General features: G+C 71.1%; 14 protein-coding genes. 10 read left to right on the top strand and 4 right to left on the bottom strand.

All coding sequences use genetic code 11. From position 1 onward, the window contains the following. Positions 1–40 precede the first annotated feature (40 nt). Positions 41–463, bottom strand: coding sequence for a D-aminoacyl-tRNA deacylase (gene dtd, locus IF12_RS0122205; protein WP_030162462.1), 423 nt, complete (start codon positions 461–463; stop codon positions 41–43). 60 nt (positions 464–523) lie between these two features. Between dtd and IF12_RS0122200 the strand changes: the two genes are divergently transcribed. From IF12_RS0122200 to IF12_RS0122180, 5 genes are all read left to right on the top strand, one after another. Beyond that, positions 524–850 carry a DUF3099 domain-containing protein gene (locus IF12_RS0122200; protein WP_030162460.1) on the top strand — a complete coding sequence of 109 codons (327 nt, stop codon included), beginning with the start codon at positions 524–526 and terminating at the stop codon, positions 848–850. 84 nt (positions 851–934) lie between these two features. Beyond that, positions 935–1,210: a DUF3039 domain-containing protein gene (locus IF12_RS0122195; RefSeq protein ID WP_051704776.1), complete on the top strand. Its 276-nt coding sequence runs from the start codon at positions 935–937 to the stop codon at positions 1,208–1,210. A 68-nt stretch (positions 1,211–1,278) separates the two neighbouring features. Then, positions 1,279–1,917, top strand: coding sequence for a trimeric intracellular cation channel family protein (locus tag IF12_RS0122190; protein ID WP_231492682.1), 639 nt, complete (start codon positions 1,279–1,281; stop codon positions 1,915–1,917). A 147-nt stretch (positions 1,918–2,064) separates the two neighbouring features. Continuing rightward, positions 2,065–3,033, top strand: coding sequence for a sigma-70 family RNA polymerase sigma factor (locus tag IF12_RS0122185; protein WP_051704774.1), 969 nt, complete (start codon positions 2,065–2,067; stop codon positions 3,031–3,033). Between the two features lie 137 nt (positions 3,034–3,170). After that, entirely contained in the window at positions 3,171–3,857 is a 687-nt protein-coding gene (locus IF12_RS0122180) for a metal-dependent transcriptional regulator (RefSeq protein ID WP_081913855.1), read from the top strand. A 326-nt stretch (positions 3,858–4,183) separates the two neighbouring features. On the opposite strand, the gene IF12_RS0122175 is transcribed toward IF12_RS0122180, so the two are convergent. The 3 genes from IF12_RS0122175 to IF12_RS0122165 are packed head-to-tail and all read right to left on the bottom strand — an operon-like array spanning position 4,184 to position 6,082. Next, a complete protein-coding gene (locus IF12_RS0122175; protein ID WP_030162449.1) occupies positions 4,184–4,789 on the bottom strand; it encodes a hypothetical protein in 606 nt (201 codons plus the stop codon). Continuing rightward, a complete protein-coding gene (locus IF12_RS0122170; protein WP_133884231.1) occupies positions 4,786–5,616 on the bottom strand; it encodes a sulfurtransferase in 831 nt (276 codons plus the stop codon). The genes IF12_RS0122175 and IF12_RS0122170 overlap by 4 nt, the downstream gene beginning before the upstream one ends. 10 nt (positions 5,617–5,626) lie before the next feature. After that, the gene (locus IF12_RS0122165) at positions 5,627–6,082 is read right to left on the bottom strand and encodes a deaminase (RefSeq protein WP_030162443.1); all 456 of its coding nucleotides are present in this window, start codon (positions 6,080–6,082) and stop codon (positions 5,627–5,629) included. A 183-nt stretch (positions 6,083–6,265) separates the two neighbouring features. On the opposite strand from IF12_RS0122165, the gene IF12_RS26370 reads away from it, so the two are divergent. From IF12_RS26370 to IF12_RS27095, 5 genes are all read left to right on the top strand, one after another. Then, positions 6,266–7,648 (top strand): hypothetical protein, encoded by a 1,383-nt coding sequence (locus IF12_RS26370; protein ID WP_030162441.1) that lies wholly within the window; start codon positions 6,266–6,268, stop codon positions 7,646–7,648. After that, on the top strand, positions 7,645–8,628 hold the full coding sequence (locus IF12_RS26365; protein ID WP_030162439.1) for a glutamate ABC transporter substrate-binding protein: 984 nt from the start codon (positions 7,645–7,647) through the stop codon (positions 8,626–8,628). Before IF12_RS26370 ends, IF12_RS26365 begins: the two co-directional genes overlap by 4 nt. Positions 8,629–8,638: 10 nt before the next feature. Further along, on the top strand, positions 8,639–11,044 hold the full coding sequence (locus IF12_RS0122150; protein ID WP_051704772.1) for a serine/threonine-protein kinase: 2,406 nt from the start codon (positions 8,639–8,641) through the stop codon (positions 11,042–11,044). A gap of 12 nt (positions 11,045–11,056) precedes the next feature. Then, positions 11,057–12,124, top strand: coding sequence for a PP2C family serine/threonine-protein phosphatase (locus IF12_RS24535; protein ID WP_081913854.1), 1,068 nt, complete (start codon positions 11,057–11,059; stop codon positions 12,122–12,124). A gap of 88 nt (positions 12,125–12,212) precedes the next feature. Then, complete coding sequence (locus IF12_RS27095) at positions 12,213–13,130, top strand: FHA domain-containing protein (protein WP_156036881.1); 918 nt, start codon at positions 12,213–12,215, stop codon at positions 13,128–13,130. The last annotated feature ends 47 nt before the right edge of the window (positions 13,131–13,177 follow it).

Genomic DNA, 13,177 nt, shown 5'->3' with positions numbered 1-13,177 from the left:
ACGGCCCCTGCTTGCCGACCATAAATATCCGGGGTCGCGGTCACCGCTCCAGGAGGATCGTGTTGGGACCGAGGTTGACGCTGCGTACGGCCATCATCGCGCCGAACCTGCCGGTCTCGACATGTGCGCCGAGGGACCGCAGGTGGGCGGCCACAGCCTCGAACAGCGGCTCGGCCACCGGGCCGGGGGCCGCGGCGTTCCAGGAGGGCCGCCTGCCTTTGCGGGTGTCGGCGTAGAGGGTGAACTGGCTGACCAGGAGGATCGGCGCGTCCAGATCGGACGCCGACTGCTCCTCGCGCATGATCCGGAGCGACCAGAGCTTCTCGGCGATCCAGCGGACCTCCGCATCTCCATCCGTGTGGGTGACGCCGAGGAGCACGAGCAGGCCCTCGCCGATCGCGCCGACGCTCTCGCCCTCGACCGTGACTTCGGCTTCGCCGACGGTCTGCACTACTGCTTTCACGCATCAGAGGCTCTCACGGCGCCGGTGCGGCCTTCGTTCGGGCGGGCGTAGGCTCGCAGGGTGGCACGGCGTGAGAAGGCAACGAGCATCACCGATGCGGCGATGTCGCTGGAAGAGGAGCGGCGGTTCCGCACGATCCGCTACGTCCTGATGATGTCGATCCGGATCGCGCTGGTTATCGGCTGCGGCGTCCTGGTGATGGCCGAGGCGCCCTACCTGTGGCTGTGGATTCCGCTGTGCCTGGTCGGCATGGCGCTCCTGCCGTGGCTGGCGGTCCTGCTGGCGAACGACCGGCTGGCGCGCAAGAAGCCGGCGCGCTTCACGAAGTACCAGCGCCGGGCCCGGACGCTGGAGGCGCCCGAGCGCCCGATGATCGACTCGGAGTGAGCGCCGGGCCCGCGTAATGCGGGTCGGTGCGGGCGCCGTGGCAAGATTGACGGGATCTTGCCCGCGAACGAGGAGTGAGTTGACGTGAGCGAACTTCCCACCACTGGTGACACTGGCGGCTCCACCGGTGGTTCCACCCTGCTCGAAGAGCAGACCCAGACCAACCCGAACTACACCTACGAGGACGGCGACGAAGACCGCTTCTCGCACTACGTCCCGAAGGACAAGCTCATGGCCGCCATGGTCGACGGCGTCCCGGTGAAGGCCCTGTGCGGGAAGATGTGGGTGCCCTCGCGCGACCCCGACCGCTTCCCGATCTGCCCGAACTGCAAGGAGATCTTCGCGAAGATGAAGCGCTGAGCGCCGCCTGGCTCTCACCTTCGCTCAGACGGGGCATGTGACCGGCATCTACCTGCTATAACGCTCAGGTGGATCCTTCTTCTCTGGAGTTCGATCCGAGCGTGATGAGCCTGATCGCCGAACTGGTCGGGACTGCGGTGTTCGCCGCCTCGGGGGCCAGCGCCGCGGTCGGCAAGCGCCTCGACCTGTTCGGCGTGGTCGTCATCGGCTCGATCTGCGCTCTGGGCGGCGGCGCGCTCCGCGACCTGCTCATCGACGCGAAGCCGCTGGTGCTCAGCGACTGGCGGTACCTGCTGGTGGCGGTGATCGCGGCGCTGGTGGTCTTCCGGTTCCATCCGGCGCTGTCGCGGGTGCGGACGATGATGCTGGTGCTCGACGCGGCCGGTCTGGCGCTGTTCACGGTGATCGGGACGCTCAAGGGGCTCGATTTCGGTTTCGCGGTCTACGCGGCTTGCATCGTCGGAGTACTCTCCGGGATCGGCGGGGGCATCCTGCGGGACGTCCTGGTCCAGGAGATCCCGGCGGTGCTGCGCGAGGACTTCTACGCCTTGGCGGCCGCGATCGGCGCGGTGATGGTCGGCGTGGGGGCCCGGTGGGAGTCGCAGATCGGCCACTGGACGCTGATGCTCAGCGCCATCGGGGTGATCTTCGTGGTCCGTTTGGTGGCCATCAGGTATCGGTGGGAGGCCCCTAAACCGAAATCGTGATGCTGTCTCCCGACTTCGTGCCACCCTTCGTCCTGGGGGATCGCAAAGCGCCGGATCCGCTGCAAGCTGGTAACCCGACCCCGGTGCCCGCCGGGTCAGGTGCGGGTTCACCCGCATCCGGGGGGTATGCAGCGAAAGGCGAATTCGATGGCACCTGTCGACAGCATCCGTCAGCGTCCGGCCCAGCGACCGGCGCAGCGCGCGACCGAGTACTCCGGCGATCCGGTTCGCGCGTATCTCAACGGCATCGGCAAGCACCGGCTCCTGACCGCCTCCGAGGAGGTCGAGTGCGCCAAGGCCATCGAGGCCGGCCTCATGGCCGGTTGCCGCATCAGCGAGACCACCGACCCCGACCTGCGCAGCGACCTGGCCCGGATCGCGGCCGAGGGCCGCGCGGCCAAGCAGCGGATGCTGGAGTCGAACCTCCGCCTGGTCGTGAGCGTCGCCAAGCGCTACTCCGGCGCGGGGCTGAGCCTGCTCGACCTGATCCAGGAGGGGAACCTGGGCCTGATCCGCGCGGTCGAGAAGTTCGACTACCAGAAGGGCTACAAGTTCTCCACGTACGCGACCTGGTGGATCCGCCAGGCGATCAACCGGGCCGTGACCGACCAGTCGCGCACGATCCGGGTGCCGGCGCACACCGTGGACCAGATCAAGCGGATGAACCGGGCCCGCCAGGACCTCATGGTCGAGCTGGGCCGCGAGCCGCGCTACGAGGAGATCGCCCGCGAGCTGGACGTGACCCCGGGCAAGGTCCTGGAGCTCATGTCGTACGACCGGGAGCCGGTGAGCCTGGACCAGACGGTCGGCGAGGACGACTCGACGGCGCTGGGCGACCTGGTCGCGCACCTGCCGCGCGAGCGGGCCGGGGACGACGCGGTGTCGTACGCGCTGCTGCGGCGCCACATCGCGGGCGTGCTGGCGAGCCTGCCCGAGCGGGAACAAACCGTGCTCCGCCTGCGTTTCGGCATTGACGACGGCCGTCAGCGCACGCTCGAAGAGGTCTCGGCCGACTTCGGGCTCTCGCGCGAGCGGGTGCGCCAGATCGAGAAGAACGCGCTCCACCGTCTCCGTCAGCCCGACTACGCCGGGCGGCTCGCCGACTACGTGGCCTGACCGTCTCGTATGTCCGTATGGCTGCGTGCCTGGACGGCGTGATCGCCGTATACCATTGACGCAGACAGGGGGTCTGGCGGCTACTCGACCCACCCCGCTCGGTGCCCTGCGGGCGGACAACGTGAAGGAACGAAGCTGTGACCACGGACCTCGTCGACACCACTGAGATGTACCTGCGCACCATCCTCGAACTCGAGGAGGAGGGCGTCCCGGCGCTGCGCGCCCGGATCGCCGAGCGCCTGGAGCAGAGCGGACCGACGGTCTCGCAGACCGTGGGCCGGATGCAGCGCCACGGCCTGCTCAACGTCAAGAGCGACCGGCACCTGGAGCTCACCGAGGAGGGGCGGCGCCAGGCCGTCGCAGTCATGCGCAAGCACCGGCTCGCCGAGCGCCTGCTCGTCGACGTCATCGGGATGTCCTACACCGAGGCCCACGAAGAGGCCTGCAAGTGGGAGCACGTCATGAGCGACTCGGTGGAGAAGCGCGTGTACGACCTCCTGGAGCACCCCACCCGCTCGCCTTACGGCAACACGATCCCCGGTCTCAAGGAGCTCGACGCCTCGGCCGAGTCGGTCGGGCACGAGGCCGGCGAGCGGCCCATGAGCGTGGTCGCCCCCGGTTCGAAGGTGCGCGTCACGCGCCTGTGCGAGTCGGCGCAGACCCACCCCGAGCTGCTGGCCTCGCTCCACGAGGCCGGCGTGGACCCGGGCGCGGAGGTCGCGATCGACCGGCTCGACGGCGAGGTCGCGGTGACCTCCGGTTCGCAGACCATCCGCCTGTCGGTCGACGACGCCGCGAAGATCTTCGCCGCTCCCGCCGAATAGTCGACCGGTTCACCGGGAGTCTCCGGCGGTCGCTTTGCGCCGCAGTCGTTCACACGTGTCCACTGGGTCATGAGGCGTCCTCGCGAGAGTCTTGACCGAGGGACTACCGGGGAGTACGCTGACCAAAGCGTTGCAAACGTTTCCAATTGCGCAGGTAGCGGCGCTACCCGCGTACGGGGACCGAAACGCCCCTGAACTGCACTCCGCACCTGAGCGCCCTCCTCGCACCCCCGGCGGGGAGGGCGCTCATTTATCGTTCCCGGCCGCAGACGCCGTGTACGAGAACGCCGCCGGACCCTGAGGGTCCGGCGGCGTTCTCGCGTTCGCTACCGGTCGGCGTAGGACTGGGCGATGCCCACGGCGAGTTCGGTGAAGCCGCCGACGAGCCCTTCGACCGTCGCCGCCTCGGTCTCGGCGGGGGTGGTGTAGCGCATCTCGAAGATGGTGCCGCCGTCGTACCAGCCCATCTCCAGGGCCGGGCCGGCGCCGGTGTCCTCGGTGTGGACGATCCAGTAGGCGGCCTCGCCGAGGTCGTCGATCGACTCGGCGTTGTCGTTGAGCTCGTCCTCGTAGACCTCGGCGCTGGCCTCGGTGCCGATGATGAACAAGGTGAGGTCGGGGTAGGCGGCCTCGCCGGTCTGGACCGCGCAGGTCAGCTGCGCCGGGGGGTCCTCGTCGTCGGCGGCCTCGCCGGGCCCGCCCGAGGCGAAGCGGAACTCCTCGCCGGTGGTCGCGTTGAGCACCGCCGAGTCGATGAACGGGCAGGCGCCGTCGGCTTCGGCGAGGTCGAGTTCGACCGGGTCGTTCGACTCCTGCGACGGCGTGGCGTCGTCGGCGGCCGTGTCGACCGGCTCGTCGACGTCGCCGCCGTCGTCGCTGCACGCCGCCAGCGCCAGGAGCATCAGTGCGGGTGCCAGGATCAGGCGCTTCATCGTTCCTCCCCAGTGGCGACCTCGCGGTCGCGCGAGACCCAGTCGCTCCATGAGCCGATGTACAGCGGCGGTGTCGGCAGTCCGGCCGCGGTGACGGCCAGGGCGGTGCGGGCGGCGCCGACGCCCGAGCCGCAGTAGTAGGCCGCGTCCGGGTGCTTCGCGTAGCGTTCGCGCAGCCGGTCGGCGTCGGCGAGGTCGTCCTCGCCGAGGAAGAGGTTGATCGCGCCGGGGACGTGCCCGGCGACCGGGTCGACCGGTTCGCTCTCGCCGCGGTAGCGCTCGGGGGCGCGCACGTCGACCAGTTCGCGCTCCTCGGCCCACGCGGCGGCGTCCTCGGCGTCGAGGACGGGCAGGTGGTCGGGGGTGACGGTGACGGTGCCCGGTTCGGGTGCGGGCGTCTCGGTCTCGACCGGGAGTCCGGCGGCGATCCAGGCGTTGAAGCCGCCTTGGAGGACGCGGACGTCCTCAAGGCCGGCCCAACGGAGGGTCCACCAGGTGCGGGCGGCGGACATGCTCACCGACGGCTTGCCGGCGGCGCCGTCGCCGTCGTCGTAGACGAGCACGCGGGAGTCGTCGTTCACCCCCGCGGCGCGCAGGACGGCTTGGAGCGCGGCGGGATCGGGCAGCGGGTGGCGCCCGCCGACGGGGCCCACCGGGCCGCACACGTCGCGGTCGAAGTCGAGCCATACGGCGCCGGGCAGGTGGCCGGCGCGGTAGTCGGCCTCGCGCGGGGGCCCGCCGAGAGTCCAGCGGACGTCGAGGCGGACCGTTCCGGCCTCGGCGGCTGCCGCTTCGGCGGTCTGGAGAGGGTCGGTCTGTGGCCTCATGCGCCCCACATTATCGGAGGTGCGCATTGGGGCGTTCGGCCGCCGCCGCGAATGCGGGCATGACCGCCACGGCCACGCCGTTCTCCCGGAGGTAGGCGTCGCCGCCGGGCCGGTCGACGAAATTCGCGGGTTCGCCGAGGGCGTAGACGACGCGGGCGAGGCCCGCTTCGACGAGCAGGCGGGCGCAGGGGGCGGGCCGGGAGGCGCGAGAGCCGCACGGCTCCATCGAGGAGTAGGCGGTGGCGCCGCGGGCCGCCGCGCCGGCGTGGCGCAAGGCGACCTCCTCGGCGTGGTCGTGGGGGTCCTCGGCGCGCGACCAGCCCTCGCCGACCGCGCGCCCGTCCGCGACGATCACGGCGCCGACGCTGAAGGCGGTCGCGGACGGCGGGCAGCGCCCGGCGAGCTCGACGGCGCGTCCCATCCAGTACTCGTCGTCCGGAGTGGGCGGTGGTTCGGCGTTCGGCACGGGCCCACCGTACCGTCCCGGGCCCGGCGCCGGCCACGGCGAGACGGTAGTCACCGATCCTTGCCGCGGGCCGATACCATGTGGGAGTCCCCCGACACTCCGGTCGCGCCGACGTGCGCGCTGCGGCGGCAACGGCGGCCGCGCCAGAGCCAGCGAGACGTGAAACCTAGTGAGGTGCAGTAGTTGTCCGTCCAGTCCCCTCCAGCTCTGAACCAGGCGCCGCCGCAGGCGTCGCCTGCGAGCCGTGAATCGGCGCAGCCGCCCGCCGGAGGCGCGCCAGGACGGCGCTTCGACCGCGCCCTCGCCGCCCTGCGGCACACCCCAGGACAACTGCGCGGCCTCCTGGCCGTCCTCGTCGCCCTCCTCCTCGGCGCCGGGATCACCGGCATGACCTCGATCCTCGCCAAGTCCGCCGTCATCGAGGAGACCACCAGCCAGTCCGGGCGGCTCTCGGTCGCCGCCCTCCAGCTGTACCAGGCGCTCTCCCAGGCCGACGCGACCGCGGCCTCCTCCTACCTCACCGCCGGCACCCCCTCCGACGAGATGAACCAGACCTACCGCGAGGCCATGCGCGACGCCACCGTCGCCCTCACCACGGCCGCCGGCGAGGTCAAGACCGCCGAGGACGCCCAGCTCGTCGCCGAGCTCAACACGCGCCTGCCGGTCTACACCGGGCTGGTCGAATCGGCCCGGACCTTCAACCGGCTCGGCCAGCCGGTCGGCGCGACCTACCAGGAGCAGGCCTCCACGCTCATGCGCGAGGAGATGCTCCCGGCCGCGCACGAACTCCAGGACAACGCGCTCGGCCAGCTCAGCGAGTCCCGCTCGGGCGCCGAAGCCTTCCCCTGGGTGGCCGCCGCCCTCGCCGCCGCGGCCCTCGTGACCCTCCTGTGGGCGCAGGTCTGGCTCTCGCGCAAGACCAACCGGGTGTTCAACCTCGGACTCGTCGGCGCCACGATCCTCCTCGTCGGCTTCGCCGGATGGCTCGCGATGGCCTCGCTGACCTCCGCGAACCACACCAACCGGTCCCACGAGGACGGGGCGAAACCGCTGGCGCTGCTCGCCCAGGCCGAGATCAGCGCCCAGCAGGCCCGCGCCGAAGAATCGCTCCTGCTCATCGCCCGCGGCGAAGACGCCGGAGCCGCCGAACGCTACGCGACCCACATGGAAGAACTCGTCGCCTCCGGCGGCCTCCTCGACCAGCTCAACGCCGCCTTCGCCGACGACCCCGACCTCGCCGACGCCGTCGACACCGCCCGCCAGGCCACCGAGACCTGGAGCGCCGGACACAGCGAAGTGGTCAAGCTCGCCACCGAAGGCCGGTACACCGACGCGGTCGAACTCGCGGTCGGCGAAGAGGAAGGCAGCCTCTCCACCTCCTTCAACGCCCTCAACGCCTCCCTCACCGAAGCGACCGACGTCAGCGCCGAACGATTCACCGAGGCCACCGCCGACGCCCGCAGGGCCCTCTCAGGCGCCGCCGCGGGACTCGCGGCCCTGGCCCTGCTCGCCCTCATCGGCACCGCGGTCGGCATCCAGATGCGAGTGGCGGAGTACTACGCATGAACCAGCACCGAGACCACGCCCCGCGCCGGCGGACGGCCCGACTCGCCGCCGCCTGCGCCCTCGCCGGACTCCTCGCCGCCTGCGCCGGACCGGCCAACATCGAACCGCCCCAGGTCGACGTCCCCACACCGCTGCCCTCCGGCATCGACTTCGACCCCGAAGTCGCCGCCTCCACCCCCGACACCAGCTGCGACCCGCTCGCCTCCTACGCGCCCGGGACCGTCACCGCCGAACAGGCCATCGCCGACCTCGACGACGACGGCCAGATCGCCATCGGCGTCAGCCAGTCCACCAACCTCATGAGCTACCGCGACCCCCAGACCAACCGCCTCGAAGGCTTCGACATCGACATCGCCCGCGCCGTCGCCGAAGCCCTCCTCGGACCCGACGTCACCATCCAGTGGGTCCCCATGACCTCCGGCGACCGCGTCACCTTCCTCCAGGAAGACCGCGTCGACCTCGTCGTGCGGACCATGTCCATCAACTGCGAACGCTGGAACGACATCGAGTTCTCCGCCGAGTACTTCCGCGCCGGACAGCGCCTCCTGGTCGCCAAGGACTCCGGCATCGACGAAGTCGCCGACCTCACCGCCGACCACAGCGTGTGCACCGGCGCGACCTCCACCTCCGGCGGCAACATCGCCGCCGCCAACGACCAGGTCCAACAGGTCACCGTCCCCGACTTCAACGACTGCCTCCTGCTCCTCCAGCAGGGCACCGTCGACGCCATCTCCACCGACGACACCATCCTCGCCGGCATGGCCGTCCAGGACCCGACCCTCCACATCGTCGGCGACACCTTCTCCGTCGAGTCCTACGGCATCGGCGTCCAGCAGGGCAACACCGACCTCGCCCGCTTCGTCAACGGCGCCCTCGAAGACCTCATCGCCGACGGCACCTGGAAGACCTCCTACGACGAATGGCTCAAGGTCCCCCTCGGCACCGACGCCAACGCCCCGACCGCCGTCTACCGGGATTGAGGGAACCGCCATGAGCGACCAGCAGCCGCCCGACCACACCCAGCGGTACCTCCCGGGCCAGCAGCAGCCCGAAGACCCCACCGACACCCTCAGGGTCCGCAAACGACTCAACACGCCGAACCCGGGCCCCACGCCCGGCTTCGCGCCCCCGCCGCCCGGCCCGCCCGGGACCGCCGCCATGCCCCCGATGTCACCACCCGTCTCACCCCACCCCCAAGGCGCGCCGCACCCGCACCCCTCCCAACCCCCGTCGATCCAGTCGCAGCAGATCGCGCCCGGGGTCGCCATGCCCTCCCCGCCGCCCGCACCCCACCGGGCCCCCGCCGCGCCACTCCCCCAGCCGATCACCGGCCCCGTCACCCGCTCCACCACCACCAGCGCCCGCCAACGCGGCGGCCTCTCCGACATGCCGCCCATCCCCCCGCGCGACCCCGCCGAAGCGGTCATGGAGATCCCCCAGGTCCCCGAGCACAAACGCTTCTGCTCCTCCTGCGGCAAACCCGTCGGACGCCCCCAGGCCGGCCGCGCCGGACGCGTCGACGGCTACTGCCCCTACTGCCGCACCCGCTACTGGTTCACCCCCGCCCTCCAACCCGGCGACCTCCTCTCCGAACGCTACGAAGTGCTCGGCGCCATCGCCCACGGCGGCCTCGGCTGGATCTACCTCGCCAACGACAAGAACTTCGCCGACGACCTCACCCAGCGCTGGGTCGTCATCAAAGGCCTCATCAACACCTCCGACGAAGACGCCATCGAAGCGGCCATCAACGAACGGCGCTTCCTCGTCGGCATCGACCACCCCAACGTCGTCGACATCCACGACTTCGTCACCGCCGCCGACCCCCGCTCAGGCCAGCTCCAGTCCTACATCGTCATGGAGTACATCGCCGGAAAGTCCCTCCGCGACATCCGCGACACCCTCGACGACCAAGGCGAACGCCGCCCCCTCTCCCTCGAGCAGGTCCTCACCTACACCGCCGAACTCCTCCCCGCCTTCTCCTACCTCCACGACCGCGGCCTGCTGTTCTGCGACTTCAAACCCGACAACGTCATCCACGTCGAGACCTGGCTCAAACTCATCGACCTCGGCGCCGTCCGCCACGTCGACGACATGGAATCGGCCATCTACGGCACCCCCGGCTACTCGGTGCCCAACGACGAGATCCTCTCCGTCGGCCCCTCCATCACCTCCGACCTCTACACCATCGGCCGCTCCATGGCCGTCCTCGCCCTCGACTTCAAGGGCTTCACCGGTGCCTACCGCGACAGCCTGCCCCCCGCCACCGAAGCCCCCCAGTTCGCCGAGTTCGGCTCCTTCCACCGCCTCCTCCTGCGCGCCTGCAACCTCGAACCACGCTCGCGCTTCCAAGACGCCGACGACATGCGCGCCCAAGTCCGCGGCGTCCTCCACGAGGTCCAATCGGTCCAAAAGGGCGAACCGCGCTCCGAACCCTCGACGCTCTTCAGCGGCGAGCAGGCCGTCTTCGGCGAACCCGACGTCGAATACGACATCCACGCCGTCGGCGACCCCTTCGACGTCGCCCACTCCCTGCCCGTGCCCATGGTCGACCTCGCCGACCCCATGGCCGCCTTCCTCGCCACCCTCCAGGCCACCGACGCCGGCGGCATCCTCGCCGAACTCGCCTCCGCACCCGTCCAGAGCCCCGAAGTGCAACTGCGGCGCGTCCGCACCCTCGTCAACGCCGGCGACCTCCACCAGGCCGCCGCCGCACTCGACCACTTCGCCCAACGCGAAGGCAACACCTGGCAGGTCACCTGGCTGCGCGGCACCATCTCGCTGCTGGCCGCCGACTTCCACACCGCCGCGGCCCACTTCGACGCCGTCTACTCCCACCTCCCCGGCGAACTCGCCCCGCGCCTGGCGCTGGCGGCCTGCGCCGAGCTGGCCGGGCGCCGGGACCTCGCGCTGCCGCACTACACGCGGATCTGGACGTGCGACCACCGGTTCGTGTCGGCGGCGTACGGTCGGGCACGGCTGCTGGACCTGGACGGCAACTCGACCGAGGCGATTTCGGCGCTCCACCAGGTGCCGAAGACCTCCGCGCAGTACGGGATCGCGCAGACCGCGGCGATCCAGACCGCGCTGCACAGCCGGACCTCGCCGCCGTCGCTGCTGGACCTGCACCACATGGCCGGACGCCTCGACGAGCTCAAACTCGAGCCGCGGCGCCGGCACCTGGTGTCGACCCGCATCCTCCACCAGGCGCTGGACACGGTGCAGCGCACCGGTCCGGCGGCCGATCCGCGCGTGTTCGGCGCGCAGCCGGAGGAGCGGGAGCTGCGCCTGGCGCTGGAGCGGTCCTACCGTGATCTCGCCCACGCCTGCACCCGCCGGGAGGACCAGGTGTACTACTTCGACCTGGCCAACCGCCACCGCCCCCGCACGATGCTGTAGCGAAGGAGCCCCATGCAGCCCTCACCCACCTTGGGCGCCGCGAAGCGGTGCACCGCCTGCGGGCTACCCGCCGACCTCGGCCGCTACTGCGAGGACTGCGGCGGCGACCTGGAGGAGTTCGCGGTCCCGGCCGAAGAGGCCCCGTGGCTGTCCTCCGCAGCGGTCGAGGAGAACCGCGAGCACCCGGGCGGCTCGGACGACCACCTGTCGTTCACGCTGCCGGGCATCGGCGCGGCCACCGACGTGGGCAAGCGCCACCACTACAACCAGGACTCGATCGCGATCGCGGTCGCCGACGACGGGCGCAAGATCGCGGTCGTGTGCGACGGCGTCTCGGGGGCCTCGGACTCCGAGCGGGCCTCGCTCGCCGGCGTCGAGGCGGCCGTCACGGAGATCCGCGCGGCCCTCGGCGAGGGCCTGTCGGCCGAGGACGCCTCGCGGCGCGGGGTGGGCGCGGCCCACTCGGCCGTGGCCGCGGTCGGCAAGCAGTACCCGAACTCGCCGCCGTCCTCGACGTACGTCTCGGCGGTCGTGGAGGGGAACCAGGCGGTCCTGTGCTGGGTCGGCGACTCCCGGGCCTACTGGGCCGGCGAGAAGGAGGCCCGGTGCCTCACCGTGGACGACACGATCCAGGCGAGGCTGGAGTATCAGGGCGTGGACCCGGCCGACGAGCGGTACAAGAATCCGTACGCGAAAGCCCTGCTCGCGTGGCTCGGGGCGGACGCGCCGAGCCTGAATCCGAACCTGCTCCGGATGGACTTGGGCGGCGGGCATGTCGTAGTGTGCAGCGATGGTCTGTCGCGCTACTTCAATGACGATCACGACCTTCTGCCACTGCCGGACGGCAGTGTTGGCGACAAGGCGGTAGCGTTGACACGACAAGCGCTCGCCAACGGCGGGCATGACAACATCAGTGTCGCGGTGGTGGAACTCGAATCCCCCGGTTCGGTCCAGGCCGAAGCGCATGCCCGTGAGCATGCCGGCTCGGACGCCCCGGTTCAGGGTGACGAGACCGCCGCGCTGCTCGGTGTCGTCAGTGAGGCCGAGTACACCCAAATGCTTGGAGGGGGACGACCTTGACCTACCAGCCGACCTACGGCGGTGCCCCACAGCCGGGCGGGTACCAATGTGCGTGCGGGGCATTCCCGCAGGCGCAGTTCTGCGAACAGTGCGGTACGCCCAACCCGGCCTGGCAGCAAGGCCAGCCCCCGCAGTCCCCGGCCTTCGGCCAGGGCTACGCCCGCCGCAGCAGCAGGACCCTTACGGCCAGCAGCAGCCCGGCGGCTACGGGCAGGACCCTTACGGGCAGCCCTCGCAGCCGCAGGACCCCTACGGCCAGCAACCCGGCTACGGCCAAGACCCGTACGGGCAGCAGCCGCAGCAGCAGGACCCTTACGGCCAGCAGCAGCCCGGCGGCTACGGGCAGGACCCTTACGGGCAGCCCTCGCAGCCGCAGGACCCCTACGGCCAGCAGCCCGGCTACGGTCAGGACCCTTACGCCCAGCAGGCGTACGGCGCGGCGCCGACCTCGGCCCCGCCCGGCCCGCCTCCGGGCGTGCCGTCGGCGCCGTTCGGCGCCCCGACCTCGGCGCCGCCCTCGGCCTCGCCGACCGGCGGCTTCTCGATGCCGGACGCGCAGCCGAGCGACCTCGCCTCGAACTACGCCCCGCCCGGCCAGTCGGCCACCCGCTGGGGCACCGCGGTGACCGCCGACCAGGGCTACTTCAACAAGGTCGCGGCCTCCGACGGGGCCTCGCAGCTCCAGTACCCGTCGTTCGCGAAGCCGCGCCGCTTCCCGCTCGACAAGGGCGAGCTGACGATCGGCCGCTACAGCGCCAAGCGGGGCGTCACCCCCGACATCGACCTGTCGGGCGACGTGGCCGACCCGGGCGTGAGCGCGCAGCACGCGAAGCTGTTCGCCAAGCCCGACGGCTCGTGGACGATCATGGACGTCGGCTCCTCCAACGGCACATTCCTCAACGGCTCGGACGAGCCGCTGGCGCCGAACGTGGAGTTCCCGATCGGCGACGGCACCTACGTCAACATCGGGGCGTGGACGCGCCTGACGATCCACTACGAGGGTTAGAACGCGAAGACGGGGGCCGGGTCTGAGACCCGGCCCCCGTTTCGTCG

Origin of the sequence: Glycomyces sp. NRRL B-16210 (genome assembly GCF_000719515.1) — a bacterium.
GTDB lineage: Bacteria > Actinomycetota > Actinomycetes > Mycobacteriales > Micromonosporaceae > Glycomyces.
This window is presented reverse-complemented; position numbering and strand designations above follow the sequence as displayed.